Annotated in this window: 27 protein-coding genes and 1 pseudogene; 7 read left to right on the forward strand and 21 right to left on the reverse strand. The window is 58.2% G+C overall.

The window, feature by feature from the left end:
* Positions 1–703 (forward strand): IS630 family transposase (locus tag LC354_RS15710; protein WP_223425405.1); only part of this gene is annotated, 703 nt, incomplete at its 5' end.
* A 138-nt stretch (positions 704–841) separates the two neighbouring features.
* Here the strand turns inward: LC354_RS15710 and LC354_RS28270 are convergent.
* Positions 842–913 (reverse strand): hypothetical protein, encoded by a 72-nt coding sequence (locus tag LC354_RS28270; protein ID WP_449649483.1) that lies wholly within the window; start codon positions 911–913, stop codon positions 842–844.
* 30 nt (positions 914–943) lie between these two features.
* On the opposite strand from LC354_RS28270, the pseudogene LC354_RS15715 reads away from it, so the two are divergent.
* The 3 genes and pseudogenes from LC354_RS15715 to LC354_RS15725 form a co-directional block, all read left to right on the forward strand.
* A pseudogene (locus LC354_RS15715) lies at positions 944–1,158 on the forward strand (DUF3489 domain-containing protein); the annotation flags it as partial.
* A 729-nt stretch (positions 1,159–1,887) separates the two neighbouring features.
* Positions 1,888–2,829 (forward strand): IS1595 family transposase, encoded by a 942-nt coding sequence (locus LC354_RS15720; protein ID WP_223425407.1) that lies wholly within the window; start codon positions 1,888–1,890, stop codon positions 2,827–2,829.
* Positions 2,830–3,369: 540 nt separating this feature from the next.
* Positions 3,370–4,350, forward strand: a complete 981-nt coding sequence (locus tag LC354_RS15725) for a ribose-phosphate diphosphokinase (RefSeq protein WP_223425409.1) — start codon at positions 3,370–3,372, stop codon at positions 4,348–4,350.
* Here LC354_RS15725 and LC354_RS15730 read toward each other — a convergent pair.
* On the reverse strand, positions 4,292–5,368 hold the full coding sequence (locus tag LC354_RS15730; protein WP_223425411.1) for a hypothetical protein: 1,077 nt from the start codon (positions 5,366–5,368) through the stop codon (positions 4,292–4,294). The genes LC354_RS15725 and LC354_RS15730 overlap by 59 nt on opposite strands.
* A 220-nt stretch (positions 5,369–5,588) precedes the next feature.
* Here LC354_RS15730 and LC354_RS15735 point away from each other — a divergent pair, with 220 nt between their 5' ends.
* Entirely contained in the window at positions 5,589–6,491 is a 903-nt protein-coding gene (locus tag LC354_RS15735) for a hypothetical protein (protein ID WP_223425413.1), read from the forward strand.
* 5 nt (positions 6,492–6,496) lie between these two features.
* On the opposite strand, the gene LC354_RS15740 is transcribed toward LC354_RS15735, so the two are convergent.
* The 3 genes from LC354_RS15740 to LC354_RS15750 are packed head-to-tail and all read right to left on the reverse strand — an operon-like array spanning position 6,497 to position 10,304.
* Positions 6,497–7,471: an SUMF1/EgtB/PvdO family nonheme iron enzyme gene (locus tag LC354_RS15740; RefSeq protein ID WP_223425415.1), complete on the reverse strand. Its 975-nt coding sequence runs from the start codon at positions 7,469–7,471 to the stop codon at positions 6,497–6,499.
* Positions 7,468–9,225 (reverse strand): hypothetical protein, encoded by a 1,758-nt coding sequence (locus LC354_RS15745; protein WP_223425417.1) that lies wholly within the window; start codon positions 9,223–9,225, stop codon positions 7,468–7,470. Before LC354_RS15745 ends, LC354_RS15740 begins: the two co-directional genes overlap by 4 nt.
* 20 nt (positions 9,226–9,245) lie before the next feature.
* Positions 9,246–10,304 carry an NAD-dependent epimerase/dehydratase family protein gene (locus LC354_RS15750; RefSeq protein ID WP_317849330.1) on the reverse strand — a complete coding sequence of 353 codons (1,059 nt, stop codon included), beginning with the start codon at positions 10,302–10,304 and terminating at the stop codon, positions 9,246–9,248.
* Between the two features lie 177 nt (positions 10,305–10,481).
* Between LC354_RS15750 and LC354_RS15755 the strand changes: the two genes are divergently transcribed.
* The gene (locus tag LC354_RS15755) at positions 10,482–11,915 is read left to right on the forward strand and encodes a UbiA family prenyltransferase (RefSeq protein WP_223425420.1); all 1,434 of its coding nucleotides are present in this window, start codon (positions 10,482–10,484) and stop codon (positions 11,913–11,915) included.
* Here LC354_RS15755 and LC354_RS15760 read toward each other — a convergent pair.
* From LC354_RS15760 to LC354_RS15770, 3 genes are all read right to left on the reverse strand, one after another.
* Entirely contained in the window at positions 11,904–12,338 is a 435-nt protein-coding gene (locus LC354_RS15760; RefSeq protein ID WP_317849331.1) for a GtrA family protein, read from the reverse strand. The genes LC354_RS15755 and LC354_RS15760 overlap by 12 nt on opposite strands.
* Before the next feature lie 444 nt (positions 12,339–12,782).
* On the reverse strand, positions 12,783–14,078 hold the full coding sequence (locus LC354_RS15765) for a site-specific DNA-methyltransferase (RefSeq protein ID WP_223425422.1): 1,296 nt from the start codon (positions 14,076–14,078) through the stop codon (positions 12,783–12,785).
* 479 nt (positions 14,079–14,557) lie between these two features.
* Positions 14,558–15,091, reverse strand: a complete 534-nt coding sequence (locus LC354_RS15770) for a hypothetical protein (RefSeq protein ID WP_223425424.1) — start codon at positions 15,089–15,091, stop codon at positions 14,558–14,560.
* Between the two features lie 436 nt (positions 15,092–15,527).
* On the opposite strand from LC354_RS15770, the gene LC354_RS15775 reads away from it, so the two are divergent.
* Positions 15,528–16,352, forward strand: coding sequence for a L,D-transpeptidase family protein (locus tag LC354_RS15775; protein ID WP_223425425.1), 825 nt, complete (start codon positions 15,528–15,530; stop codon positions 16,350–16,352).
* 216 nt (positions 16,353–16,568) lie between these two features.
* On the opposite strand, the gene LC354_RS15780 is transcribed toward LC354_RS15775, so the two are convergent.
* The 13 genes from LC354_RS15780 to LC354_RS15840 form a co-directional block, all read right to left on the reverse strand.
* On the reverse strand, positions 16,569–16,994 hold the full coding sequence (locus LC354_RS15780) for a DUF6362 family protein (protein ID WP_223425427.1): 426 nt from the start codon (positions 16,992–16,994) through the stop codon (positions 16,569–16,571).
* A complete protein-coding gene (locus tag LC354_RS15785) occupies positions 16,984–17,187 on the reverse strand; it encodes a hypothetical protein (protein WP_223425429.1) in 204 nt (67 codons plus the stop codon). Before LC354_RS15785 ends, LC354_RS15780 begins: the two co-directional genes overlap by 11 nt.
* Positions 17,188–17,192: 5 nt before the next feature.
* Positions 17,193–17,681 carry a crossover junction endodeoxyribonuclease RuvC gene (locus tag LC354_RS15790; RefSeq protein WP_223425431.1) on the reverse strand — a complete coding sequence of 163 codons (489 nt, stop codon included), beginning with the start codon at positions 17,679–17,681 and terminating at the stop codon, positions 17,193–17,195.
* 351 nt (positions 17,682–18,032) lie between these two features.
* The gene (locus LC354_RS15795; protein ID WP_223425433.1) at positions 18,033–20,315 is read right to left on the reverse strand and encodes a PriCT-2 domain-containing protein; all 2,283 of its coding nucleotides are present in this window, start codon (positions 20,313–20,315) and stop codon (positions 18,033–18,035) included.
* Positions 20,315–20,539 (reverse strand): DUF6511 domain-containing protein, encoded by a 225-nt coding sequence (locus LC354_RS15800; protein ID WP_223425435.1) that lies wholly within the window; start codon positions 20,537–20,539, stop codon positions 20,315–20,317. The genes LC354_RS15795 and LC354_RS15800 overlap by 1 nt, the downstream gene beginning before the upstream one ends.
* Complete coding sequence (locus tag LC354_RS15805; RefSeq protein ID WP_223425437.1) at positions 20,536–22,275, reverse strand: DEAD/DEAH box helicase; 1,740 nt, start codon at positions 22,273–22,275, stop codon at positions 20,536–20,538. The genes LC354_RS15800 and LC354_RS15805 overlap by 4 nt, the downstream gene beginning before the upstream one ends.
* Positions 22,269–23,213 carry a PDDEXK family nuclease gene (locus LC354_RS15810; RefSeq protein WP_223425439.1) on the reverse strand — a complete coding sequence of 315 codons (945 nt, stop codon included), beginning with the start codon at positions 23,211–23,213 and terminating at the stop codon, positions 22,269–22,271. The genes LC354_RS15805 and LC354_RS15810 overlap by 7 nt, the downstream gene beginning before the upstream one ends.
* Positions 23,213–23,575 carry a hypothetical protein gene (locus tag LC354_RS15815; protein ID WP_223425440.1) on the reverse strand — a complete coding sequence of 121 codons (363 nt, stop codon included), beginning with the start codon at positions 23,573–23,575 and terminating at the stop codon, positions 23,213–23,215. Before LC354_RS15815 ends, LC354_RS15810 begins: the two co-directional genes overlap by 1 nt.
* A 65-nt stretch (positions 23,576–23,640) precedes the next feature.
* Positions 23,641–24,153: a DUF669 domain-containing protein gene (locus tag LC354_RS15820; RefSeq protein ID WP_223425442.1), complete on the reverse strand. Its 513-nt coding sequence runs from the start codon at positions 24,151–24,153 to the stop codon at positions 23,641–23,643.
* A gap of 21 nt (positions 24,154–24,174) precedes the next feature.
* On the reverse strand, positions 24,175–24,963 hold the full coding sequence (locus LC354_RS15825) for an ATP-binding protein (RefSeq protein ID WP_223425443.1): 789 nt from the start codon (positions 24,961–24,963) through the stop codon (positions 24,175–24,177).
* Positions 24,963–25,454 (reverse strand): hypothetical protein, encoded by a 492-nt coding sequence (locus LC354_RS15830; protein WP_223425445.1) that lies wholly within the window; start codon positions 25,452–25,454, stop codon positions 24,963–24,965. Before LC354_RS15830 ends, LC354_RS15825 begins: the two co-directional genes overlap by 1 nt.
* Positions 25,447–26,214, reverse strand: a complete 768-nt coding sequence (locus LC354_RS15835; protein ID WP_223425447.1) for a hypothetical protein — start codon at positions 26,212–26,214, stop codon at positions 25,447–25,449. The genes LC354_RS15830 and LC354_RS15835 overlap by 8 nt, the downstream gene beginning before the upstream one ends.
* On the reverse strand, positions 26,211–26,699 hold the full coding sequence (locus tag LC354_RS15840) for a hypothetical protein (RefSeq protein WP_223425448.1): 489 nt from the start codon (positions 26,697–26,699) through the stop codon (positions 26,211–26,213). Before LC354_RS15840 ends, LC354_RS15835 begins: the two co-directional genes overlap by 4 nt.
* Positions 26,700–26,714: the final 15 nt, after the last annotated feature.

The raw sequence follows: 26,714 nt of genomic DNA on the forward strand, positions 1-26,714 counted from the left end.
CTACAGCCCCTCAGGAGCCCCCAAGCTGATGCGCCGCCTGGGGTTCGCGTATAAGAAACCACAATTACTGCCTGCACAGGCCGATGAAGCCAAACAGGCTGCGTTTATTGCTCAATATGAGGCCCTGATGAACGGGCTGGCCGCAGATGAGATGGTTGTCTTTTCGGACGCTGTCCATCCTGAGCACCAGAGCCGCCCTTCCCATGGCTGGTTCCCCAAGGGTCAAAAGACGGCCCTGAAGGCGACATCAGGGCGCAAGCGGCTCAACATTCAGGGCGCGCTTGACCTTGAGACCTTCCAGTTCACCTTTGTGGAAGGCGAGAAGATCAATGCTCAGACAACCCGACAGATGCTGGAAAAGTTGGAACGCAACAACCAAACCATGACGGCCATCCATGTCTTTGTCGATAATGCTCGCTATCACCATGCCAAGATACTCCAGCCATGGCTGGATAGCCCAGAACGCCGGGTCAAGTTGCATTTCTTGCCAGCGTATGCGCCGCATCTCAACCCAATCGAGCGCCTGTGGGGGGTCATGCACGAATGGGTCACCCACAATCGGCACTATGCAACGTTCAACCAGTTCACTGAGGCGATATTCGACTTCTTCCGCAAACACCTGCCAGAAAAATGGGAAGAGTTCCGCGACACCGTCACCGACAACTTCCGCGTCGTATCGCTCAAAGAATACAAAGTGGTTTGAGGGGAAAACCTCAGGTCAATTCAGGCGAAGGAGTATATCTGTACACCGTTAGGAGTAACGTCGTCCTGACCGTAAGACCTTATCCACACGAGCTTGAATGACCGTGACGCTTTATTCGACGACGCGGTCACACGCAAGCTATTGCGCCTGCAATGCCTCAAACACCTGCCGCACCACATAATCCCTAATCGAGGAAACAAAGATAAACACCAATCCAATCGTCAGATGCTCATTCAGTGTCGCTTCGATACCAAGCAGGCCACCTTGATCGCCATGCTCCGCGAGCCAGACGGCGCGACCATCATGGAGATCGCGACCGCGTTGGCGCGTGGGCGCTCCACACGGTCCGCGGTGCCATGTCCGGCGCGCTCAAGAAAAAGCTAGGTCTGAACATCACCTCCGGAAAGATCGAGGGGAGAGGTCGCGTGTATCGAATTGAAAACACCAATATGTGACTTTCCGGTAACTCTGCTTTCTTCAAGCCTCTGTGTTCCTTGCATAATCCTCCAGGTATGCAAGACATGCAGCCTGAGGTTTCGTTTGCCTGATACCTCAACTGCTCAAAGTGGTGCTGCCTGCACCGCTTTTACCGCCTTAGACTGGGCCAGCCTCGCGCTGGCCCTTTTTTATCGTTAAGCCTTGGCAAATCCGGCCATGCACAGCAATGCGATGCGCCCTTTCTTGCTGGTCGGATTGGTCGTGATGCTGCAGGTGCAGTCGGCTGGTGTCACCCCGAAGCGGGCACGGTCGTCCCGACGTTCGCACTTGCAGAATCTGACAGGGAGGGCGGACACCGGCCATTCGCCGCAAGTGCGAAATCGAAAGGGCGGCTCGAAGAAAGCGGACGCTCAGGGCATCGACCAGTTTTTTCTGTCATGCAAACGCAGCGAAGGTCGGCAGTGAGCCCTTGCACGAAGCGGACTCGCCTTTGCAAGCATGCTTGCAGATGCAGCAACAAAGTCAGCCTAATGCATCCGTCGCACCGCAGCCAGCAAAGCAGTCGTTCATTGTAGCTGCAGCAAGGGTCCAGGTGCCTTTGACCGGGTTGCCGGACCATGCGGACTTATGCGGGAAAAAAAGATCCCTAATTTTCTCTATTGAAGGCTTATCCCCTTTGATCCGGCAGCACAGGATGTAGTGCTATACGGCTTGCCAATCGGCGATGTTCCTGTATTGTTCCGGGCATGCCAGCCAGATGGAAAAACGACAGACCGATGTCCCGCCAGGCGTTTGACGCCCGCTTTTGCGATGAGGAAGCGTGTTCGCATTATCTGGCGGAACGTCGTTGGCCTGAGGGCTTCGTCTGCCCCTCTTGTGGCACCTGCAAGGGCTGGCCCCTGAAGCGAAATCGCGCGACCTGGGAATGTGCTGGCTGTGGGCGGCAGACATCTGTGACGGCTGGCACGGTGATGCACAGCAGCCACCTACCATTGCGGACGTGGTTTCTTGCCGCGCACATCGTGACCAGTCATTCAAACGGCATGTCAGCGCTGCAACTACAGGCTCAGCTCGGCCTCGGCAGCTACAAGCCGGCCTGGTTGCTGCTGCAAAAGTTGCGTCGTTCCATGGTCGACCCCGACCGCAACCCTCTGAAAGACCTTGTTGAGATCGACGAAACGGAGATGCCGTTCCGGTCTCGGTACGATCCGGTCGACCGGCCGAAGGGTGGGCGCAGTCCGGTGGGCAAGATGTTCGTGGTCGGTGCGGTGGAATTGTCCGAAGACGGCCAGCCGCGCCGGATCCGGATGAACCACATCCCCGACGGAGCGTCAAAGACGCTGCACGGGTTCATCGGCCAGGCCGTCGAGCCTGGAGCGCATATCATCACGGACGGCTGGCTCGGTTACGAAAATCCCCCGGCAAACACGCATGAGGCCAAGGTTGTCACCGGCAGGAAGGCACATGAGATCCTGCACTGGGTTCACCGCGTGTTCTCCAACCTGAAGCGATGGGCGAAAGGCGTGTTCCACGGCCTCAGGAAACGACATCTGCAACGCTACCTTGACGAGTTCGTGTTCCGTTGGAACCGGCGACGACACATGTGCAGTGCCTTCGACACGCTGCTCGGGATCGGTGTCCGTCTCGCGCCTGCAACCTATCGCGATTTCGTCGATCAGCGCGTCTGAAAGTCATCTGTCATCAGAAAAGCTACGTTTTATGCGCCCAAGCTGCCCCGCAAATTGATCCGATCCGCGCCTCAAGCTACAATCATCAGCTCTGTCGCCTCAACATGTAGTCTTGCCGGAACAAAGGGGATAAGCCATTCTCTATTGTATCGCCGCGCATAATAAGTCGGGTTGGATGGAGTCTGTATATTATGTCCCTCGCCGCACAAGGGAATTTCGAAATTTGGCAGCGAAAGTAGAATTTTATCATTTAGAGCATTACCGCCAAACGGATGATCGCGGGGCTGGTTGTGAAGTACATGAATAAAGCAGATCTGGGCACGGCCAAAGCCAAAAAGCCGCCTTGCCCGATTCAAGTTGAGCTATTCAGACAACTCTTGGAAGATCATTCTATAGGCTATACGTTCTTATCGTCGGCACATTGCGCGACATTTCAGTCTCGACAAAACAAAAGTCTTGATCGGTGGCAGAGCAACAGATTTGCGCGCAGGTTTGGCGCACCGCCTAATCATGGGCAATTCATCAAGGAGTAACCTATCATTGGATCTCAAGATTTTTGCTCTGGATGCTTCTCGGTCTATTGGTTCCGCTGTGGCAAAGGCGACAGGTACATCGCTGGCAACTATGGAAGAGCGCAACTTTGAAGACGGGGAACACAAGGCGCGCCCTCTAGAAGAGGTGCGCGGCGCGGACGTCTACGTAATCCAGGGACTTCATGGGGGGCCGGATGACAGCCCGAACGACAAGCTATGCAAGCTGCTGCTTTTTGTCGGAGCACTTCGTACAAATGGCGCGGCCCGAGTGACGGCGGTACTGCCTTATCTCGCCTACGCGCGAAAAGATCGGCAGACCAAGCCGCGCGATCCGGTGTCGGCGCGCTATGTCGCGCAATTGATTGAGGCGGTTGGGACAGATTGTGTCGTGGCGATGGAAATTCACAACATTGCTGCATTCCAAAATTCTTTCCGCTGCGAAACCGTTGCGTTGGATACACGTGGGGTCATATTGGACCGCGCGGTCGAGCTGGCCGGAGACGCACCAGTCAGCGTTGCGTCGCCTGATCCCGGCGGAGTCAAACGTGCCCAACTGTTCCGAGAGGCGTTGGAAGAAAAACTTCAGCGCGCGGTCGGCTTTGCTTTGATGGAAAAACGACGGAGCGCGGGAGTGGTCACAGGTGAACTTTTTGCAGGGGAGGTCGAGGGCGCGCGCGTTCTCATAGTCGATGACCTGATCGCTTCTGGCGGGACCATGGTACGCGCTGCCAGAGAGATTAAGCGTCGCGGCGCACGCGATGTATGGGCGTTGGCCGCGCACGGACTATTCACCGGTAGCGCTACTGAGGCACTGTCAGACCCTGCAGTTACAGGTTGGGTGATCACAGATACGGTGCCACCATTCCGGCTGACTGAAGATGTTGCGAACCGGGTAGAGATCATATCCGCAGCTCCGTTGTTCGGACAGACTATCCAGCGCCTTCACGACTATCGTCCGATTGTAGACCTGCCTGCTGCTGGCGCATAAGGTCTGGTTTGACCGACAAAGCAACATAAGCTCGCGCTAGTGGTCGCCATTTTTCCGGCGTGCGATCAGGCTGGAGTACCAGGTGCAGAAGTGCCAGCCTCGCTCGCAAAAGCGCGCGGTAGCGCCAATAGAAGTTGGCCAGATCGTTCGGAGGTTCACCAATCACTGAGTTCAACCTTCGCATAAGGCTTCCCGCAACCCAACTCGCACCGAGATGCGCGCATTCCATGCCTAAAAAGACGACCTCGTCCAGAGGATCGACGAGTCGGAAGCGAAGGCTGAATTCGATGCAGTCGATGATCACCGGTGGATCGCTCAGAAACACATGCTGCGGGCGAAGATCCCCGTGCCCCTCTACGACAAATCCCTTCTCGACCCGGTGGCGCAGCAGCGGAGCCGCTATTTCGAAGGCGCGCCAGAACCCATCAAGCGCGGATGTGAGCAACGGTTCGTCCAGCTCGAGTGTGGGGTCCGTCAAGATATCTTCAGTCTTTTGAGCTTCGTCCGCGAACTGAGCGTAATAGGTGTATTGATCCGTGTTAGCAGACGGTAACCGTTGATAGAACGTGGCAAGCAGATCCGCCACACCGGTGACGTCGACCTGCGTCAGACCGCCGGATGCAATCATGCACTCAAGATCTTGCTCTTGTGCAAGCCTGCGCATTTCAACCATCCAGTCGATGGCCTGCCCACACGCGTTAAGCGTAAGTCTTCCATCGGCACCAATCCGCAGTGCGCGCTCTGAAAGATAAACATCCGGTGCCAGTCGCCGATTGAGGCGAACTTCGTCAAAAACAGCGGTACAGCGCTTTTCAATCGTACCAAAATCGAGAAAATCGTATCGCACCGGCTTCTTCAGCTTGTAAACTAGGTCATCGGCGAGAAAGACCCACGACATGTGCGTTTCAATCACCTCAACGGATTTCGGCCCGTGAGGATATGCAGCAGCATCCGACAAAAACCTAACTTTCTCCGAGATTGAGAAACGGTCCTCCTCGGCGAAGGGATGTTCTGTCATGATACCTTCCATCGCATCTGGGCCCTTGTCACCGCACAACTATGGCAGTGCCGACGTACCTTGGCCAGACAAGAACATGGCCGCATTCAGATCGTGAAGGTGGCAGGCTTTCGTATCCTATTGTGCGGATTGTCGCCCATGCAAAACCCACGACTTGCACATCTGTCAAGGTTTCCAGAATAGGTTTACATGACGGGCCACGGGCACAGGCGAGGTTGCAATGCTTAACAGGTTTTCTACCAGACGCCATGTCTGGGCGGTTCTCAATATTGTATTGTACTTGGCAATTCCCGGCGTTGCAAATGCAGCAGCAAGTGTCTGCAAGGCACCACTGGCAAAGAATATCCCGTCGCGTTCTATTGAGGCTTTGCCAGGTAGCGTTGTGATGAGTCGCCTTGGGGAAGCCAGTGGATCCAAGCGTGACATGGCAATCCAGGACGAATTGCTCGGTGGAAACTTACCGTCGTTTTTGCATGAACTGGTTCCGGTAACGCTGACCGGAACACTTTCAACGGGCCGCAAGATCCTTGTCACGCTCTGCGTCACGCCAGAGTATTTGGCTGTGGGGAGCGACCGTGATTTTGTTCGCGTGCCGCTCGGTCTCGCGGCCGCGGCCCGGATTGCTTCCGACTTTGGCTTTCTCTTGCCTACTACAAAAATGGTCGACGCAATTTACCAGCAGGCATCCGTGAAAGTATCGCCCAGTCCGATGAGCCCGACATCCCAGATGACATCGACATCCTACTTTCTGGCACATAACTTAACGGTCCAACAGCAACTGACCCAAGTCGGTGGCACAAGATCTGAGCTGTCGGCAGGCCATAAGAAAGATCTCGTTCTTTCGAACCGGCTGAATAGCAAACCGGGCCGCGTTGCGATCTATGGTTGGCACCGGCCGAATGGAAAACCAATACAACCGCTCAGCACCGTACATGGTGACGAATATGCTGATTACAGCCATGGTGTGCGGCTGGTGAGTCGCATGGCCTATGTTAATGGCGAGCCAAGGGCACTAAACGAGATACTTCAAGCCAAAACCTTGTCGAGCATTGTAAGCAGCGAAGGCCCCATCGAGAACGCAGATGGATTGCTCCAGACATATGCAAGCAAGGCTACCAACTGATCCGTCTATTCTATCGTTTTGCAGCAACGGAAGCCGAGGTGATAATTCTCGTGGCTTGAAGGGCTCAATACACGGCTGCCATGCCAGTAGGGAGCGCGCCAACGACACCAGTCAGGATGCGCATAGTACCTGTCAAAGATGAACCAACTTCCCTTCATTTCAGTCACGCCGAGCTTGATGCTGCCTGTGCTGGCCATCTGGTCGGGAGCAAGCGGTAAGTTCATGTGTTCAGCGGCATTACCATGCAAGTCATAGACACCAAGCACGCTTTTACACCCTGGAAAACTACCAGTCGGGTAAGTGTTTGAGCCGCAACTTTGATACCCGCCTCCGCCACATGAGGCGCTTTTTTGGCTTGCGGCCGCGCAGATGCCCCGCTGATAACCGTTGCCATACGACCAGTTCTTACTAGCAGCGTACTTCGCGTTATGGGCGCTTCGCATCGAAGACACCGATCCGCGGCCGAAGAAATAGTCGGGTGGCTCCAGAGCACCGGCACAAGCCCCTTCCCATTCATGCGCATCGCATATCCGTTTGCCGACGGCAGCGCAGATTTCCGCAGCCTCGCGGGCACGGGTCCAGACCACCGGGTACGTGCAGGGGATGTTTGGGAATTCAAACATATCGATGCAAGCTTCGGCTTCAGATGGCTTTTCCGAACGCGGGTCGTACAGCGGTGCCATGTATTTTTCACCGCATATCCGCCGGTTACGCGCATTGTCATAGCGCGCAGTTCCACCGATCTTCTCTGTGCACTGCTCTGGCGTCATTGGATGGCGTGTAATTGCAGGATTACCCTGTCCGATTACACGGGAGCCGGAAAATATGCCCTTCAGTCGATCCATCTGTGCTGAGTTCAGGCCGTGAACGGACTGTAGCTGCCGGAATAGTTGTTCATTGGCCTGCTGCAGGCTGGATTGCGCCAGAGCGGTCGTTGCTATTACTGTCGCAAAGATCAAGGAAAGGAGAAACCGTGTCATTTGCTGCGCTCCTTCCGGGTCAGATAAAATAGATCTCGATTATCGGGGAATCCGATGAAACGGGGTATGATCGTACCGCCCCGTACTTTCTTCTCAATCAGCGCCATTCCGGGAAGCAGATGTTCGACATGCACCCTACCGCCCTGCGGAACATATAGGGCTAGATAGGTATGTTCGAGCGCGTTCATATCCAACAGCATCGCATAGCTACAGCCATATGCCTGAAATGTCCGCGCCATGGCAGACGGTGTGGCCGATGAAAAATATCCGTAAATCAAATAGTCACGCCCGTCATTCGCAACCATACAGGCCCCGGCGCGCAGGGTGCGCAGCTCGGCTTTGGCGGACCCGGACCAGTTGCCGCCACCCCAGCTCGTGACACGGTCGCCCGGCATTGGCTGGTCCGTGGCCGGGTCCGTTTCCACTAGGGGGACGCCGTTCTGCCGCGCAAACCGGATGCGGGGCAGCAAAACATTGTCCTCTTCCGTCCAAGTTTTCATGCCGATGCTACCGTCAGTCAGCCCATATAACGTCGAAAGGCCCGGCTGCAGTTTGCTCAGGATCACGCCTTTTTCGATGAATCCGTAGTGGTGCCCAAGATTGTAGGTTGCCATATCGCCGAATTTGAAAGCCCCGTGCTGACGCTTGAACCCACCTGTAAAAGTTGCGATGGCGTTGCTGGCAATAACTGGGTTCACCATACCCAGCGTCACCAGTGGCCTGACAGTATCAATTCCGTCTGGCCCAGGTAGACCGCGCGGCCTGACCGATCCCGGTGGGCGCGACGACCAGCCAAGCGCCGGGTGATCCGTGCCCACGGCATAGCCAATGTCAAACAAACTCATGTCAAAGGCGGTCATATATCCGGTGGCCTTGGCTTCGACACCATCGAGACGGTTCGCGCCGGGGGCTTGCAGGATTTCGTTGCTGATCGCGCGAGGTTGGAATGTGCTGGCAAATACCCCCTCCAGACCCGCGATCGGGTACCATTGGCCGATTGTCATCTGCCCGGGACCGGCACCCTCAATGCCCAGTGTGAGCAGAGTCGAAATGACCCGCTGTTCACTTGGCGGAACCTTGCCCCGCATCGGAGTCGGCCCATATGCTGGCGCGTTAGTGCCTCCCGTGCCAACGGTTTCGCTGGTCTCGAGTTCTGAGTCCTTAAAAAACGTGTCGCGCACGAACCGAACGATCGACTCTCCACCCCAAACATTGTCACGCAGGAAATCGGTAGTGGCTTCGATATTTGTCCTCGAACCGGTTACAGGGTTGCGCAAAAAGAGCTTGCCGTCGCAAATCGGAGCGTAGGCCAGTCCGGTCTTACTTGCGACTTTCAACTCCTTTTCATCCGCAGCCCAAGGCGCACAGTGCGTAATATCCGCCTTTGTCGCGATCTCAATCTCAGGCGCGGGCCCAGTATTAAACATAAGCGTTTGAAGTGCGGGGGACGGGTTCTCGATATGGTAGCTCTCGGGTTTACCGTCCGGATCCGTGCGCAGTTCCAGCAGGAACCAAGCGCCCACGGCCGGGTTTGTGGATATCCAGGTCAGATGACGGCCTGTCGCGGCGACTTGCGCGGTTTGCGTCTTGCGAAAAAGCTGCAGGTCCAGAACGGACTTGGCACTTATCGCGTCATAGGCGTCGCGCTGTTCTCGCAGAGTTTCCGAGGTTTGCGCGATCGCTGCAGACATGTATAGCCCAAGCCCGAAGCCAACTCCGATTAGAACAGACTTTGATTTGGTCATGATATGCATGGCTCTCTCCCCCTCTGGCGTCACATGAAGAACCGGACCAGCGCCAGCGCTCCCTTCTTCCAGGGCACGCGGTGAGTGACTCCGGCATGAGTTGAAATGGTCGAGAGGTTTTTCAGATACCACTCATAGTTGCGGATCAGTGCTTCTTCGTTGGAATATTTAGGCGCAAACCCCAGCCGTTCAGTAAGCCGGTCAATGCTAACGAAACTGTCTTTTGATGCGGTTTCGTAAATCCATTTGTAGAGGGGTGACAGATGCAGTGCCTCCAGCACCCGCAGGGTCCAGATTGCAGGTGCGGCAGGCACTCCGATGATGCGTTTGCCATGGCCCGCCCGGTCTAGTACGGCCTGAAAACTCTGGCGCAGTGACCCAAATCGCTCGGCTCCAACGTTGAAAGTGTCGTTTGCGATCTCCGGCGGATTTGTCGCGCAAAGATACACAGCCTGGCTCAAATCCTCGACATCCAACAATTGATAGAGGTTGTCACCGGATCCCAGAACCGGGAAATTATGCCCGTTGCTGGCAAAATCATATAGTAATTCAAACGCGCCCAGCCGTTCGGGGCCAACAAAGCTCTTGGGGCGCAGAATCGGCAGGAGCAATCCTTTGTCGCGATACTCAGCACAAAGATGCTCAGCTTGAACCTTGGATTCCCCATAAGGTCCAACACCGACCATTGGGTCGCTTTCAACGAGCGGATGATGATCTGGGATCCCGTAGACTGCCGTACTGGAAATATGGATGAACCGGTCAATCCCGCGGTCCTGAGAGGCCTGTAGCATCAGCTGGGTGCCGTCGACATTGGTCGACATGATCTCTGCTTGGTCAGCCAAAGGCAACGCAGCGGCGCAGTGGACAACAGTATCAATCCCCTCGAACGCCACATCATGCAAGGTAGTGTCCCGGATGTCGCCCTGAAGTACGGATATCTGATCTGCTTCAGGATAAGTGAACGGAGCGATATCATAGCTTCGTACCTCATGCCCTTTGTCCAGTAGATACCGAACAAGGTTAATGCCCATGAAGCCAGCTCCGCCTGTAACCAGAAATCGCATGTTTGTCATATCTCTTACGTGCATTTTTGCCCTGAAGCAGGACGCATTAGCTCGATCACAAAGGTAAAAAATTCGCCTGATGTTGCATATGATCTACATCAATGATGATAAAGCAATTTCCCGGCAATCTCACAGAAAAGGTAAAGGTGAGCGATATTGGCCTGGGTGGCGGAGTCCGGCAGCGAGCACCGACGGAGCAAGATGCAAACCACCCCCAATCAGATGAACGACGCTGACGTTGCCTTGGTTCTGGATGTGGACGGAACCCTTCTGCGAACAGACCTGCTCTACGAATCCTTCTGGGCTGCGCTGGGGAGTGATTTAGCGGCGACACTTTTCGCCGCTGCCGTCAACTGGCAACGACCTGAACGGTTGAAGCAGGCTCTGATCAATATCGCACGTCCGCGCATAAGTTTGTTGCCGGTACGCGACGCATTGCTCGCTCCGGCACGAGAAGCGGTGGAAGCGGGTCGCTCGGTGCATCTTGTCTCGGGGTCAAATCAGGAATTGGTCGATGAACTGGCCAGCTTTTTAGAACTTCCTGGTCCTCATTTTGGTTCGGATATTGATCGAAACCTGACCGCTGCAACCAAGGCGGCTTTTCTGAAGCACCAGTTTGGTGAAGGTGGATATGACTACGCCGGGAATGCGCATGCCGATCTGAAGTCCTGGGCTGGTGCACGAAAAATCATCGCAGTGAACCCTAACTCCGCGCTGACAAAAGAAATCGAAGCGCTGGTCAAACCCGTTGAAACTATTGCGGATGACTGGGGGATATCAGACGTTATTCGCGAAATCCGACCGCATCAATGGACAAAAAACCTTCTTCTCTTTGTACCATTTCTGGCCAGTCATGATATTAATACCGCGTCCTTTCTGGCTGTCTGCCTTGCGGCGGTGGCTCTTAGCCTTGGGGCATCCTCAATCTATATTCTGAATGATCTGCTTGATCTTGAGGCGGACCGAAGCCACCCGGAAAAACGGTTCCGTCCAATTGCTTCAGGAACACTGCCAATCGCGGCCGCGATGCGCGTCAGTGTCTTGCTGGCATTTGCTGCCGTCTTGCTGGCATTCAGTGTCAGCCCTCAGGTCGCGCAGCTTACGCTGGCCTACATGGCGGGAAGCCTGTCATATTCTTTATGGCTAAAGAAGCGGCGCTGGCTGGATTTAATCGCATTAACAGGCCTGTTCCTGCTCCGTATGCTGACCGGCGCTGTTGCAGCCCACGCAGGAGTAACTTGCTTATTGCTGGCTCTGGGTTTTGCTGTATTTTTCACACTTGCTTGCGTGAAGCGGTTGACCGCGCTCATTCGCATGCACCAGCGAGATTACCTGCCAGGTCGCGGGTATTCCTTCCATGACCTGATCTCTCTGAAAAATGCAGCCTATACCAGCACTGCCCTCTCCGGGCTGGTCTTCCTGGCCTATATTCGGGACGAACATGCCTCAGGGCTCTACTCTGCGCCAGTTCTGGCTTCGGTGGCGGCTTTGCCGCTGATGATGTGGTTGTTCCGAATGGTTCGGCTCAGTATTGCGGGCCGCGAGGATTATGATCCTGTTCGCTTCATGCTCCATGACCGCATCGGACTGCTGCTTTTGGGGATTGGCCTAGCGCTAATGGTGCTAGCCGTCTGAGGTTTGTTTGTTCGACGAATTAGCTTGGTCAAAGACAAAGCGATAGTCGAGATTATATTTGATCACGTAGCCAACAGTCAGTCCCAGCACCGCGCCGATTTCGCGCATGCTCTGGGTATTCCCGATCAGCCAGAAAAGGGTTTCGCTTCCCCAGAATATTACCGTCGTGCAGACTCCGGTCAGAGTGTAGAGGCCGAACTTCCGGGTTTCATCCCGGAGCTTCCTGCTGTCGTCAAAGAAGACCCACCGCTTGTCGAGAACGAACTTCACGACCAGCCCCACTAATGTGCCTGCCATCAAGGCCTGAACGTACCAGCCTTCTGTGCCCTCAAGGACAAGGCGCTGAACAGCAAGATTAGCAAATGTTGCTACAATCGCAAAAGCAGCATACCGGATGACAAGTTGTCGGAACGTCAAATGCAAAAAGACGTGTCTCCAAGACTTCGATGATAGGACTAATTTGCTTACATATAGAAACCGCTGGATGTCCAAGCAGATAAGGTGTCTCAATTTCTCGAGATGAGCAAACCAAACTCGTAACGCAATTTCAAGACCGCCATAGAACTCACCCGACTGGCGGCGGTGATTGGTAGTGGCTTCAAGAATCCATGCTGCGCTGGCATAAGTCGGAAAAGTCCGCAGACTGACGTTTCAGCCGAAGAAATGCTGCGCTGTGCACGAACGGCAGGAATGACGGGCCGCACCGCAGCATTCAAGATCACTGTTGGACGTCGGCAATGGGCCGGGCACGTCGAGAACCGCGACCATGACCCGCGACTTTGCAAAGGTCGCTATCTGCGCATTGCCGCCCCACGACCAAGACGCTGCCACCTCGCGTAGTTCCACTCGGCGACGGATGCGCGTCGTTCACGCTCCTGAGGACTCTCCTCGGGCATCTTGGAGTTGCTCGAAACTCTCCCCACTAACTTCCAGCACTGCCGCCTCGCCAGTGAACGCCTGCCACCGCTCGACCGCCACATCAACATAGGCCGGGTTCAACTCGATGCCGTAACAGGCCCGGCCTGTGGTCTCTGCCGCGATCAGCGTGGTCCCAGATCCCATGAAGGGCTCGTAGACCGCCTGCCCGGGGCTCGAGTTGTTCTCAATCGGCCGACGCATACATTCCACAGGTTTCTGAGTCCCGTGTACCGTCTTGGCATCCTGATCCTTGCTCGGGATCTGCCACAGCGTTGTCTGCTTGCGATCGCCCGCCCAATGTCCCTTGCCGGTCTTTTTGACAGCATACCAGGCCGGCTCATGTTGCCAGTGATAATCACCCCGGCTGAGCACCAGCCGCTCCTTGGCCCAGATGATCTGTGACCGGATGTTGAAGCCCGCCGCCTCAAGGCTTTCCGCAACCTCTGCCGCATGTAATGCGCCGTGCCAAACATAGGCAACATCACCGGGGAACAGCGCCCAGGCTTCGCGCCAGTCGGCGCGGTCATCATTCAGCACCTTGCCCGTGCGTTTGGTTTTGGCAGCCCCTGCCTGATTGCGCCAGCCCGGGTCATATTCCACACCGTAGGGTGGATCTGTCACCATCAGCAGAGGCTTCACACCTTTCAGCACTTTCTCCACATCTGTGGCCACTGTGCTGTCGCCGCAGAGCAGCCGATGCGGGCCCAGCACCCAGACATCCCCCGGCCGCGTCACCGGGGTTTCAGGTACCTCCGGCACATCGTCAGGATCGGTCAGCCCGCCGGTTGTATCAAGCAGTGCATCGGGCAAGAGTTCCGCCAGATCATCAGCGCTGAAGCCGATCAGTGACATATCCTCGATCCCGAAATCTGCGCGCAGCTCGCCCAACTCAAGGCGCAGCATTTCCGGATCCCATTCGGCGATCTCGGCCAGCCGGTTATCGGCCAGGGTGTAGAGCCGCCGGTCCTCTTCTGACCAGCCACGCGCCACCATCACCGGGACCTCGGCCAGCCCCAGCTGCAGCGCTGCCATCAAGCGGCCATGGCCTGCGATGATCGTGCCATCCTCGGCCACCAGCATCGGAATGGTGAAGCCGAACCGCTCCATGGACGCCGCGATCTGGTCGATCTGGTCCGGCGGATGCTGTCGAGCATTTTTTGCGTAGGGCACAAGATCGGCCACTTGCCACATCTCGACCTGCGCCGCAGGCCAGGCCTGCGGGTTGATTTTGGATTGTGCTGTCATCGGAATCCTGCCGGGCACGAGCCACGCCCCCCCCCCCCGCTGAAACGAAACGAACCGCAGGGGGTCATTTCGTTTCGCGAGGTGGCGAAAGCCCATTTTTTATTGGGGTTTGGCGCGTTTTGAGGGGGCTTAAACTGCGCGAAACGAAGTGGATTTAGGGGGGGGTCATTTCGCCAATTCGGGACCTAAGCCCCTGATTTCATTGGGGGAGACCCCCGCTGAAACGAAGCGAAATGGGTTTTTGAAAGAAGAAAAAACGCTCATATATCGCGAGGCGGCGCCCCCGCGTAAGACAGCGCGTCAGAAGGGACCCAAGGGGGGGGGCCTGTCGGTTTCCTCGTACGCGCCTTGGTGCGCTGATTTGCCTCTTGACGATACTTTTATACCCCTCGCGAATCACTGTCCAACAAAAAAATCATCGTTTGTGTTTTTTCTTTCATTCCGTTGAACCAGCGGGATTTTCTTGTCTCACGCGCCGCTCAGACGTCCAAGAGACGCGCGATCTGACGCGTGGCCTCGGCCAGCACGTCTGGTTGTGCCGCCTCGAAAGCGTCGCGTGTCGCGTCCTGCACCATCTCCTTCGGGATTGCCGGGCCGAACATCTTCTTGATCGGCAGGCGCGCCCTGCCCTCACGCACGAAGGCGTTGTTGGAGAGCGAGCCCACGAGGAAAGCGCCATCGAAGCGCTGCCAGCGCCCCCAGGGTTTGGCCCGCACACCGTAGGCGAACTGCCGTGGGCTGAAATGCGACAGGCCCAAATAGTCGCCGCGCGCTTCGATGGTATAGGTCAGGTTGGAGAAACTCGAGCGGATGGCCCGCGTCTCGCGGTTGATCAGCGCGGCCTTTGCACCGGTCTGGTGTCGCAGGGCACGGCGCACCTGAGTGCGGACCTTGTTGCCCTCGCTGTTGAGCGCGCGGTTGAAAGCGCGCGTTGCCGCCTGTTCTCCGAGTCGGGCAACGGCAGCTTCGAAGTGAATGCGGGTCTGATCAAGATCGCGGATGATGACATTCACAGCCCCTGCCTCCCACGCGCACGACACCGAGTATATCGTTTATATACCCCTGGAAAATTTATCTGTCTCGCCTTCCGATGTCCCGCTGAAAAGTGTCCCGCTGGAACGAAAGGGGTTGACAGGACCGTCGTCGTGCAACCGCCCCGCGCATCACACCGTCTGCTCAATCACACATGCCATAGACCGCCTGCACGGCAGACGGCGACCGCTGAGCCGCCAGACGATCACAGCGTGCCCAGAATATCTGGCCGATGTATCGATGATACCTACACGCGTTTCCTGGGGCCAAAGCGCGCATTTTAGCCAATGGAAAAAATGTTCGAGAGTCAGATCAGATCATGTTCCAATGTACCAATAAGCCGTTAGCTTGGTATCGATCAGCATGGCACGCGTTTCTCCGCCGGGCATGCCGCTTCATTGAGGATGTGGATATCGGATGATTGTTCTGAAAAATGTTTTCACCAAGTTCGTCGGACCTTTGGTGCTCTTCCTGTGTTTTTCGATCGCAACGATCTCCTTTGCGGAAGGCCCATCCTCCGAGCAAACCATTCCTGGACAACCGTCTTCCGCCTTTCAAAACCTGCTTGATGACAACGGAATTGACTTTCAAATACCGCCAGAAGGGAAAGCTATTCTGGTTAACATTCCAGCCTTTGAGTTGACGACCTTTCAGGATGGAGCCCCGGTATTTCGCAGCAAGGTGATTGTTGGCGCTCCATGGCACAGAACCCCAAGGGTACAGACATTCACATCTGCTGTCAGGTTTCGACCAACTTGGAGGCCCACGCCGTCGATGATCGCAAGCGGTGAATATCGAGATCGGGTTGTGCCGGCAGGCCCGAACAATCCACTGGGGCTGGCGGCAGTGCGGTTACAGCAGGGTATGCTGGTCTATTTGCACGACACTAACCACCGAGAATTGTTTGATCTCGACGCACGTGCGCTGTCTCACGGGTGCATTCGTGTACAGCGCTGGGATGATTTGGTGGCTTGGTTGTTGGACATGTCCTTGGATCAGGTGCATGCCCATGCGAATGGAAGTCGAACTTTCGACATCCCAACGCCACCGGTGCCAGTCACGCTGGGGTACTTCACGGTCTTTCCCGACGCATCCGGAAGCGTTGTGCGATACCCTGACATCTACAATCTAGGGAAGTCTGCAGCAGTAGCACCCGAAATCGCACCTAGTACTGTTACAAGCCAGTTTGCGGAACGTGTTTCCCCAACAGACCCTTTTCAGTCCTGCGCGAACACTGGTTGAGGTTGCCCATTTCCAAGGCTGTTTGGTCTCATGATCAGATGGCGTGAGCCTTTCCTTGATATGAAAGGAAGCGTGACAGGACGAGTTCATCATTCGAACGCCACGACATCGCAAAACGTCAGAAACAGGATGAGGGCGGCGGGTTTCGGGCATCCGCGACAGGCGGGTATGTGCCCCTACCCAGCCTTTCAAGCGTATCGGAAAGAACATCCATTCTCATTGTGTGCGATCGATAACGAATTTCATCGACCGCTTGCGTGGCACGTTTCTACCGTTGAGCTTCCAGACGATCACGGCCAGCCCGTACTCATGCCGCCGATTAGCAGCCGATCGGCTGATGCCCTGATGCCAGTTGATCCGCCTCCACGGCTTGCGATTGGCGCGCGCCCAAAGGATCTGGCCGATGTCCTTGTCTACCCATCGCAGCCAGAGCATCGCCTCATCGGCCTGCGTGATCATCCGTGGCGAGGGTAGCGGTTTTTTCATCCGTGGCTCTTGCTCTACCTGATCGGCGAAGGTCGAGACGTATTCGGGCCACGCGCTGACATAGCCCTGCGGGCGCACTGGTGGCTGGCTGCGCATCACGTCCGCCGCCAGGTCCAGCCGGTCTGCGACCATTGCGCGGGTCCAGTCATCGGCCATGGCGCACCTCCCTGCCCTGTGGGCGTGGCCCGTAAAGCTTCGCGCCAAGCTGTTCGACGAGTTCGCGCTCCGGCCATGTCAGCCTGTGATCATCCACGCTGACGGCTAACACGCCTTGCTCATGCCAGCCGTCGCGCTTGACCTGTTCGGGGTCGCGGCGGTGACCGCCATACCCCCTGGGAGTGAACCGCATGCCCATCAGGTCAGCCCTCCCTGCGTCTCGATGGCCCAGAGCAAGATCGCGATGGCATCCGCCTCGTTGTCGTCGGCGGGGCTGAAGCCGCGGGCTTGTGCGGCGGCGATCATGGCCGGTTTGTTGGCGTTGCCCTGGCCCGTCAGGAATTTTTTGATGGTTCCAACCGGCACGCCCTGGTACGGCACGCCGCGCAATTCCCCCCAGCTGGTGAGGGCCGCCAGCAGGCCCCCAAAGACATGGGCTGCGTCAGTGCCTGCATGCCGGCGTATTTCTTCGAAATAGATCGCCCCAATCGGCCCAGACAGCCGGTCGATCTCCGTCAGCCAGTTGGTGAAGCGCAGGTAGCGCATGCCACCACCATCGTAGCGGCCGGGCTTGAAGCTGGCGGTGCCGCTGGTGATCAGGCCATCATAGCCACGGATGGCCCAGCCAGTCGTGGTGCCGAGGTCAAGCGCCAGGATGGTGCGCGGGGTTTGTGTGGGTTGGGTCATGCAGACCTCCTCTTCGGTTTGGTGAGCGAGGCGAGAGGGCTGGCCGGTGAAGGCTGCGGTCTCGCCAGGCCCCGAAGGGGGTCAAGTTTGGTCAAAGCGTCAAAGTGCGGAATTGACGGAAGTTTGACGGATTTTTAGCTATTATAGTATTGTTTTTATTATATATAAATACTTACGTCATATAGTCATCTCTCTCTAGAGGGAAATTCCGATTTGCCTCCCCCCTCCGTGTGGAGGGGGGATATGGTTTCTTCTAGATGACGGAATGACGTAAGTTTATTGTTCAATTATTTCATGATGTTGACCCCCATCTTCCGTACTTTGACGCTACATTTGACGTTGTCTTAAGTCCTACCCGATACGGTACACATCAGCGCTCCTCCCTTTGGTCTTGGTGCTCACGCTGGTGATCTGTTCGCTTTCAATCAGGGTCTGCAGAACCTCCTGGCGCACCCGCAGATCCAGAAACTGGGTTTTGCGTGTCAAATCGCGGCGCCTTATCCCTTTTCTGCCAGCGGCCCGGATGATCTCCAGCACCTTCTTGTGATGCTTTTCGGTGCGGGTATCTGCCAGATGCCGCTCCGACTGCAGCAAGAGCGTGCCAATGCAGTGCGCAACCAGTTCCCGCGCCCAAAGCGCATCCGGCTCGCGAATTATCGGCGCGGAAGGATCTGCGCTGACCGCCTTGATCAACGCAACCTTGGCCGTGTTTTCCCAGACGCGTGCAAGCACTGCGCCTTGCTCCGTACCGATCGCCGCGCGCTGACGTGTCGTCATCTCAAGATCGAGATCATCAAAAACTGCCAGAGCGGATGGATCCATTTTCACCAGTAACGGTGCAGGCACAATGGTCGCACTTCCTGTCTGAGCAAGGTTGCCGCGATTACTGCCGCCAGCGGCGGCAATCGCCTTGAGCGCATCGAGAAGCGGTTGCGGCACATCCCTGAGCGAGCGCGGCGTCCGATTCCGGTCAGGAATGTCGTCTTCGCTTCTAAACACAAGGAATCGCGCGAGGCTTCCATCCTGCAAGGAGCCAGTGGAGAGCGATTCCCAGAACGGACCCGGCGCGGTCACCCCATGCACACAGGCACAGGGCTGGATGATGTCCTGGCGTGGTCGTTCCTTCTGATCCGCATATTCCGCGCCCATAAAGGTCGTTGCCGCGCTGGTTGCGAGTTCGGTGAACAGATCCCAGATCTCGGACAGATGCTTTGGCGCGCGATGCTTGTCGACGACATTCGCCATGAACTTGCCAAACTCATCGATCTGAAACAGTGACGCCGGCTGTCGGGTGAGCGCGGAGATCAGCCCTGCACCGGAGGCTATGCGCTCCCCGCCAAGATGCGACGCAAATCCAGCCTGTGCGAACATCTCCTTGATCGCCTTGCGGGCATGATCCTTTCCGCCCCCACTTTCCGCAAGGCCGATCACGTAAAGATTTGAGCGCAGATCACTATCGGTACGCACCTTGCGCCCCATCAATGTGCCAAGCGCGGTGAGGGAGGCACCGACCGCCAGCCAAGGCTGGGGCCGGATGGCACTGGCCAGAATATGCTCGATCATCATCGCCAGTGCCCCATCAAGCTGCGAGAGGGGTGGGGGCGGCGGCACCCTGACAGCCTGCACCTCCATTTCCCGGTCCTCAGAGCCATGAGCTTCGCCCAGCCTCGACAGCAGCCCCGCCGCTGGGTGCTCGCCATCGCAGACCGCAGCACCGTCCAGACAAAGAGAGGCATCAGGCTGCCAGCCGCGCTCCATGGCGAGGTGGTAGATCGTGCCCGCGCCGATGCGATCGGGTTTGAAGCTGGCCCAGGCCTTGTCCGTGGTCTGGGGCACGTCCTTTGCCGCTTGTGCCGACCACTCGGCAAAGAGATCGGCGCCAGCGTCACCAAGCGCGCCTTTCAGCGCCATGCCGATCCGCATCCAGCTGTCATAATCCAGCTCGGCATTGGGCAGCCATGCGAGGGCCGCCCGTATGGCGGGCAGAGTTCCGATCTGACTGTGGTTGCGCAGATGCTCGGCTGTTGGCGACGCAGTTGTCAGTCCACGCTGGCGCAGGGCCTCCGGTAGCAGCGCGTAAGCCTCATCGAGAAACGCCGCCGCGGCATCAGCGGTGATTTCTGGCAGATCGCTGATATCGAGATCGGCCAGCCCTTCCTCCGGCCAGGCATAGGGCGCGCCGGTTTCTGGGTGGACGGCATAAGCGACGAACTGCTGGCCCAGGCAAAGCACTTCCAGTGGATGACGCTTGATGCCTCGGAATGGCTCAGCCGTGCGATAGAACAGCATGCGCTTCGGTGCCTTTCCGATCCGCAGCGCTGGGGTGTCGCCTAGCCTGGCGCGCGCCAGCTGCTCGATCTGGAGCGCCAGTTCCGCATCCTCAACGATATCAATATCGACTGCAGCCACCGCACCACCAACGATACCGATGCCGCAATCGGGCCAAGCGGACCAGGTTGCGATCTCCACCTCTGTCGTGGCCCGCTCTGCATGCCGGTTCCATTCGGGGTAATCGGCCCAGGCACCGCGTCTGAACTGCCCGGGCTTTTTGGTGCCCGGGCCAATCGGCAGGATGGTATAGCCATTGGTGACGAGACGCGCGCCGTAGCGCGCCATGCAGGATGTATCAGCCATCAGAAAGGTACCTCGGGGGTCATGGCATCGAGCCGCGTGCGGTCCCTGCCCGCAAGCTCACGCAGGTGATCACAATATCCGGTGATGACCGCATCAAGGAAGCAGTCCCATTCGGTCTCGGTCAGGGTCGCAAGATCAGACTTGCCGATGCTTTCGAGGTATTCGCCGCCTTCGCAACCACCGACAGTCATGGCTTCGCTCTCGTTCGGAGTGGGATCGATCATGCCCGTCCTCCCGTGACAGATGTTCTGGCAGGTCCGGGAGCAGAGATGCTTGCGGCTTGCATCCCGCCGCTGGTCCGAGACGGGGAAGCCTGCGTTGAACCAGCCAAAGCCGCGAGGTTCCCGGTGGCAGACGGCGCAGAGGCCGGGGTGGATTTGGGGCATGGATCAAACCTGTAGCCGGAGATTTCAAAATAGCGGCCCGAAGGACGAACCGAGATCGCACTGGGGCGTTTGAGACGGTCTGCCTGTACAATGGCCTCGTCGACGCTGAGCGGCACCGGCACATCCGCCGCGCGCTTGCGCCACCAGTCCGCCGCCTTCTGGCGCGCATAGCCCTGATGCTCGAAGCAGACCCATTCGCTGTAGCTCGTGAGCCCGCAGCTATAGGTCACCTTCAGCGAGGGCCGCCCTCCGCGCTTGTCATGGCGGCTGTAGTAGACACCATGAACTGGCAGCCATTGGGGCGTTTTTGGCGACAGAATTGGCAGCGCGGCAGCGGTGGGGGCGATTTTCACCTCGCGGGCCGGGAATTCGTATCCGCAATCCGGGCATTCGGTGACCGAGAGCGCGATGATGCTCGCGCACATGGGGCAAACCTTGGTGGGTGCCTCGCCCCCGCCGCCCTCACCGGGCCGTTTTGGCCGAACCAGATCAATCGGCCCATGGCGGCGGACATTGCCGGCAAAGTCCAGAACGAGGCAATTCTCTTTGCCGGGCGCGAGGCGCGTGCCACGACCCACCATCTGCACATAAAGGCCGGCGGATTTCGTGGGGCGCAGCAGCGCAATGAGATCGACGCCGGGCGCGTTGAAGCCGGTGGTCAGAACGCCCATCGAGGCCAGCGCGCGGATTTCACCGCGTTTGAAGGCCGCGATGATCGCATCCCGCTCGTCCTTGGGCGTGTCGCCAAAGATCGTGCGGCAGCTGATGCCGCGGCGCTGGAATTCCTCGGCAACGTGGCGCGCGTGATCCACGCCTGAGCAGAAGGCCAGCCAGGACTTGCGGTCTTCCCCATAGTCAATGATCTCACTGACAGCGGCCCGCGTGATAGCGTCCTGATCGACAGCCGCCGCCAGATCGCGCTGAATAAAGTCACCAGCCCGGGTGCCAACCTTCGATACATCCAGCCGGGTTACAGGCTGCTTGGAAACCAGCGGGCTGAGATAGCCCTGATCGATCAGATCACGCACGGGCGCTTCATAGGCAATATCCGTGAAGAGTGCGTTCTTGCCCTCATGCAGCATGCCGCAATCAACACGGAACGGTGTGGCGGTCAGCCCGATCACCTTCAGTGCCGGGTTGATCTGCGCCAGCCCGTCGAGAAAGCGCCGATACATGGTGCTGGAGTTGCCCGGGATCAAATGGGCCTCATCGATCAGCACCAGATCAGTATGGCCGATTTCCTGCGCGCGGCGATGGATCGACTGGATGCCGGCAAACAGAATACGCGCCTGCGCCTCGCGCTTGCCAAGCCCCGCCGAATAGATGCCTGCAGGTGCCTCGGGCCACAGCCCGATCATTTCGGCATGGTTCTGCGCGATCAACTCGCGCACATGGGTCACGATCAGAATGCGCTGATCAGGCCAGGCTTTCAACACGCCCTCTATGAAGGCGGCGGCCACGAGAGATTTTCCGGCCGCTGTTGGCAGAACCACCACTGGATTACCTTTGTGGGTCTGGAAATAGCCGTAGATCGAAGCGATCGCGGCCTGTTGATATGGGCGCAGGGTCAGCATGGTGTGGCCTCCTTGGTGCGGGCGTCGTTTTCCCAGGTGGAGCCATCGGCCATGCGGTAAGTGACAATGTCGTCCCCCGCATCGATGACCTCACCCGGCACAAGATCGGGGATGAAGAGATGTTTGCTGCAGGCCGCGCGCTGCTCGATCGGAGCCAGCATTCGATCATGACGGGCGCAATGCCACCCGCCATCGACTGCGGTGGCATGCAGGCAGGACCGACAAGTCACGGCAGCACCGCCACTGTCGTGGCAGGCAGCATGGTGATCGCAAAACCGGCATTCGAACCAGGCCGGGTCCTCGCTGATCCGCGCGGGCGGATGCTGGGCGAAGATAATCCGGCCCGCTTTTTCCAAGAGCCGCTCGGCCATCGCGCCGTCGGCCTCGATGCGCTCGATATGCAGAGCATCGGTGTCCTTGCAGACCGCCATATAGAGTGCGCGCGTGATACCGGTCAGGTGCATGTAGATCTGCATCTGTGCGGCATGCTGGGGCTTGGACAGCACCACGCCCTTCGCGGTCAAATCGGCAAAGCTCTTTGTGCCATGCGTCTTGAACTCCAGCACATGCCAGGTTTTCGGGGCCTCCAGCAGGCCGAGCGCCACGCCGTCCAGCGAGCCGCCAAAATGACCACCATGGGCTTCGACACGGATTTGCCGCCCTGTTTCCGGATCCAGTTCCAGAACCGTCGCCCCGGTGGCACGCAGATTGCGCACCATACGGTCCTCTTCCAATTGTCCGGTCTCAAACAAGCGCAGCAGGCGACCGGAATGGCGCGAAGGCGTGATCCAGCGGAAATCATACCAGAGCGCACGTGCGCAGGATTTGCCGATGATCGACGCGCCAAGGTGATCGCGAAAGCCGTCCCCCTGCCGGGCTTCATAGGACGCATAGATCGCCGTGAGTGTCGGCGTGGGCGGTGCGGGAAGATCAGCCATTACAAACCCTCCCGTTCACTGCGGGCCTGGGCCTCGGCTAGAATGCCGACCCAGGTTTCCGGGTCATGCCGGTCTCGCAGGACACCAATCAGCGCGTCCTTCAGCTTTTCGCGGCGACGGCGGCCGGTGCCTTTGGCAAGCAACTCCGACCGTTCGCGGCACAGGTGGCGCAGCGCGGTTCGGGCGCGGTGGAACCAGTCGGGGTCGATGGGCTTCTGGCCGCACTGGCGTGCCAGATCAGCGGTTGCGATCTGCGTGCGGATCTTGGCGATAGCGTCGTCGAGGTCGATCAGGCGGCGCTGGTCATCAGGCAAGCCGGGGCTGATCACAGCCACAGGGGCTGTGTTTTTCAGGTCAGTCATGGGAATATCCTCAGATGGGTTTGGGCGGTGCCCCGTCAGTCATGGATGCGGAGCAGCGCGGATCATCAAACCTTCTTGTTCCAGGGTGCGGAGGCCATCTTGGGCGGGGCAGCAGCAGCCTGCGTTGTGGCCGGTGCTGCGGGGGGTGCAGGCCTTGCAGCAACAGCCGGGGCTCCTGCCCGTTCGGGTGGCAGATAAGCGATCGCGTTGCTCTCGCCGTAGCCGTTCTTCGGCGGCTTGATCTTCACCTGGATCGTCATCGGGATCTGGTGCAGCTCCTCGCTGTCACTAACCTGCATCCTGCCCGTCGCATGGCAGATGGCAGACAATGTCCGCTGCGCGATCTCAACCGTCACCGGGTTGGGGTTCACAAGGTTAAGCTGGTCGAAGATCTTCCGGCCCTTGTACGGACCATCAAGGATGTCGAGCATCAGCCAGAGTAACTGACCCATGCCATTGCGGGTCACGCGCATCTCGCTTTCGACAATCTGGGCGCTGTATTTGCCTGCGGGCAGCAGCTCATAAGGGGTGCTGGGTTCAACGCTGGTGGCGTCAAATGACGTATCAAAACGTGCCATGGTCTTGTCCTTTCAGGGGTATCATTCAGCTGTTTGCGGCGTTTTCGCGGCCCCGCTGGGGCCACTGTCACTGCTCACCATGGCCTCCATGAACCCGGCCCAGCTGAGCTCGAGCGTGTCTGGCAGGCCGTAACGGTTCTTGGCGAGGAAGGCGGGGCGCTCTTCGGTGTGCATGACGCGCGCACCGGACCCGAGCGCCCGGGTCACCTTCTTGTTGAAGCCGACATCGGATTTGGCGACCGAGATCCGGTAATTCGCAAAAAGCACCACATCCGAATGCTCCTGCAGCAGCGCCGAAGCGCGGGTCTGCAGCTTGATCACATACCGGTCGTAGGGTTCATGCTCGGGGCTGTCGAAGCGCTTGATGTCGGTATGGGCAATCTGGATGACCGCCATGTCCTTCTGGTCCCGCAGCGCGTTCAGCTTGTCGAGATATTCGCGCCAGATATTCAGCGCCTCAGCGTACCCTTTGCCAAATCCCGGGGTTTCGATCGACTGCCAGCCGTTGCGCTTGCAGGCTTCCGCCCAGATCAGCGGCTCGAGCCAGTCGACGCTGTCCACGACGACGGTGCCATAGTCGTGATCCTCATTCAGAAGCGCGTCGAGCGCTTCCGCCACCTCGATGTAACTGGTCGCCAATGGAAAGTGCGGAACCTGCAGTTTGCCAAGGCCGTCCTCGGTCATGACAAACACGGGCCTGTCCGCGTCAGCCGCAAAGGTGGATTTACCGACACCGGCAACACCGTGCATCAGGATGCGTGGCGGCGTCAGAGCCGAGGTTGTTCGCAAAGATGCGAGAGAAATGGCCATTATTGGGCTCCTTTGTCAGGGTTGGAATTGAGATACGGCGGGATCGCGGATTCGGTGGTCACGGCCGCAAACAGCGCATCCAGACGATCGGCTTCGGTGAGGCATTCGATGCCCTTGCGCCGCATGAACCGCCGCGCGTCATCCAGCAGGTCGGGCTCGACGATCAGATCCGGGACAGCGACGTATTCCTCGGCGCTCTCCACGAAATAGGACTTAGAGCGCAGGTCCTTGACCAGCGGCGCGAAGGCCGCGCAAACCTCTGCGAAATCCGCCTGGCCCAACCCATCATCGCGGTTGCGCAGGATGCGCTTGACCTCGGAAATGATACCGGTGCGCAGCATGCGTAGCGCGCCTTCCTGACGGGCTTGCGTGCAGGTCAGCGGGAAAGCCGCCTCCATCATCTCATCGGCGATCCTGGGGGCGTTGTTGCCCAGACGGGATGCGTAATCCCAGACGCGTTCGGCAAAAGCCGCTGATTGGCTATCAAGCATCAAACCACTCCTTGATTGTTTTGAAAGCTGCTGACCCCTCGGCGATGGCCTTGGCGTCAAGATGGTGAAAAGGGGCGTTGCGGGCCTCAAACATGCCCTGCCGCGCGAGTGCGAGGTTCTCGTCAGAGGCCCATTCGGCAAAGGCGCGGAACGTGCCTGTCACATGTTGCCAAGCGGCCTGTTCTGGTGTCGGCGGCACGTAGTGCGGGTTACGTCGGCTGGGACTGCGCTGCGGACGCATCCCCCGCATGGCGGCATCCGTCACCATCTTGCGCAGGGCCGCGCGCGTGGGTTCCTCACCGTGCTCAAGCCGGTCATTCAGCGTGCGGCGAGTGATGCCGGGATCAGCGGCCTCGGCGTCTCGGATCAAGCGTGCTTCGTGGATTTGGTCGCGGCGAAGACCAAGATCGGCTGCAGTAGTGGTGTTGCGCTTGTCGACACCACTTTCCCATCCACGTTTTGCCACCTCGCCACGCTCCTGTGCGCCGTCATATTCATCGGCCAGACGCCGCTTGGCGGCAGCTTCGATTTCGAGCGCATGGGCCTGCGCACGGTGGGCGGCGGCGATCAGATCGTCATGCGCTGACTTGGCGCGGCTCATCCGTGCCGCGCGCTTGGCGGCGTCATAGGCGAGGCCAGCAGTCTCGCGGGCCTCGAGAACCTCCGCCGCGGTCTTGGCGCTCGACAGCATGGCTGCCGCGCGATCAATCAGGCTGGGCAGATCCTGGACAGGGTTGGGAACATGGGCGAGCGCGGTCATTGCGCGGCCTCGTTCGGCTCGAGGGTGATCTTCAACGTGCCGGTCTTCACGGTGCGCGCAGGCTCAAAGCCCTCGCGCCAGGCCTCGGGCAGCGCGCCGTATTTGCGCTCAGAGACCGTCAGCTTCGTGTCGATGAACTGGGAGGGGTCCTGCTTGCTGTCAGCAATGTTCCGGGCCATCTGCGCCAGCTTGGCCTGGTCCCAGTCGACCCGTTTGGGCAAATCGGCCACGACGGTGTAGTTGCCATCCGCGAGCCGCACAGTTCCGGTGTCCTTGCCACAGGCGCGGCGGGCCTCAGCAGCGCGGTTGGCATAGCGCGCGTCCAGCGCCGTGTTGAAACGGACGGTTGCCGCCTTCAGCTGCTTGCTGGCGTGGTCAAGTGCGGCTTGCAGCGCGGCCAGCGATTCCACCGGCATCTTCGCCAACTCGCCGGTCGGCATGTTGAGCATGTCGTCCACGCTCGGGGTGTTTTCCGGGTAGGTCATAGGGTCTCCTTTTCG

The organism is Tateyamaria pelophila (assembly GCF_019966495.1).
In the GTDB taxonomy this organism is placed as follows: Bacteria; Pseudomonadota; Alphaproteobacteria; order Rhodobacterales; family Rhodobacteraceae; genus Tateyamaria; species Tateyamaria pelophila.

Bases quoted from the DNA above. Each gene is read 5' to 3' on its own strand.
- LC354_RS15720 (WP_223425407.1), top strand. From the start codon at position 1,888: ATGCCAGCCAGATGGAAAAACGACAGACCGATGTCCCGCCAGGCGTTT.
- LC354_RS15730 (WP_223425411.1), bottom strand. From the start codon at position 5,368: ATGACAGAACATCCCTTCGCCGAGGAGGACCGTTTCTCAATCTCGGAG.
- LC354_RS15735 (WP_223425413.1), top strand. From the start codon at position 5,589: ATGCTTAACAGGTTTTCTACCAGACGCCATGTCTGGGCGGTTCTCAAT.
- LC354_RS15740 (WP_223425415.1), bottom strand. From the start codon at position 7,471: ATGACACGGTTTCTCCTTTCCTTGATCTTTGCGACAGTAATAGCAACG.
- LC354_RS15745 (WP_223425417.1), bottom strand. From the start codon at position 9,225: ATGCATATCATGACCAAATCAAAGTCTGTTCTAATCGGAGTTGGCTTC.
- LC354_RS15750 (WP_317849330.1), bottom strand. From the start codon at position 10,304: ATGCACGTAAGAGATATGACAAACATGCGATTTCTGGTTACAGGCGGA.
- LC354_RS15755 (WP_223425420.1), top strand. From the start codon at position 10,482: ATGCAAACCACCCCCAATCAGATGAACGACGCTGACGTTGCCTTGGTT.
- LC354_RS15765 (WP_223425422.1), bottom strand. From the start codon at position 14,078: ATGACAGCACAATCCAAAATCAACCCGCAGGCCTGGCCTGCGGCGCAG.
- LC354_RS15775 (WP_223425425.1), top strand. From the start codon at position 15,528: ATGATTGTTCTGAAAAATGTTTTCACCAAGTTCGTCGGACCTTTGGTG.
- LC354_RS15780 (WP_223425427.1), bottom strand. From the start codon at position 16,994: ATGGCCGATGACTGGACCCGCGCAATGGTCGCAGACCGGCTGGACCTG.
- LC354_RS15785 (WP_223425429.1), bottom strand. From the start codon at position 17,187: ATGCGGTTCACTCCCAGGGGGTATGGCGGTCACCGCCGCGACCCCGAA.
- LC354_RS15790 (WP_223425431.1), bottom strand. From the start codon at position 17,681: ATGACCCAACCCACACAAACCCCGCGCACCATCCTGGCGCTTGACCTC.
- LC354_RS15795 (WP_223425433.1), bottom strand. From the start codon at position 20,315: ATGGCTGATACATCCTGCATGGCGCGCTACGGCGCGCGTCTCGTCACC.
- LC354_RS15800 (WP_223425435.1), bottom strand. From the start codon at position 20,539: ATGATCGATCCCACTCCGAACGAGAGCGAAGCCATGACTGTCGGTGGT.
- LC354_RS15805 (WP_223425437.1), bottom strand. From the start codon at position 22,275: ATGCTGACCCTGCGCCCATATCAACAGGCCGCGATCGCTTCGATCTAC.
- LC354_RS15810 (WP_223425439.1), bottom strand. From the start codon at position 23,213: ATGGCTGATCTTCCCGCACCGCCCACGCCGACACTCACGGCGATCTAT.
- LC354_RS15815 (WP_223425440.1), bottom strand. From the start codon at position 23,575: ATGACTGACCTGAAAAACACAGCCCCTGTGGCTGTGATCAGCCCCGGC.
- LC354_RS15820 (WP_223425442.1), bottom strand. From the start codon at position 24,153: ATGGCACGTTTTGATACGTCATTTGACGCCACCAGCGTTGAACCCAGC.
- LC354_RS15825 (WP_223425443.1), bottom strand. From the start codon at position 24,963: ATGGCCATTTCTCTCGCATCTTTGCGAACAACCTCGGCTCTGACGCCG.
- LC354_RS15830 (WP_223425445.1), bottom strand. From the start codon at position 25,454: ATGCTTGATAGCCAATCAGCGGCTTTTGCCGAACGCGTCTGGGATTAC.
- LC354_RS15835 (WP_223425447.1), bottom strand. From the start codon at position 26,214: ATGACCGCGCTCGCCCATGTTCCCAACCCTGTCCAGGATCTGCCCAGC.
- LC354_RS15840 (WP_223425448.1), bottom strand. From the start codon at position 26,699: ATGACCTACCCGGAAAACACCCCGAGCGTGGACGACATGCTCAACATG.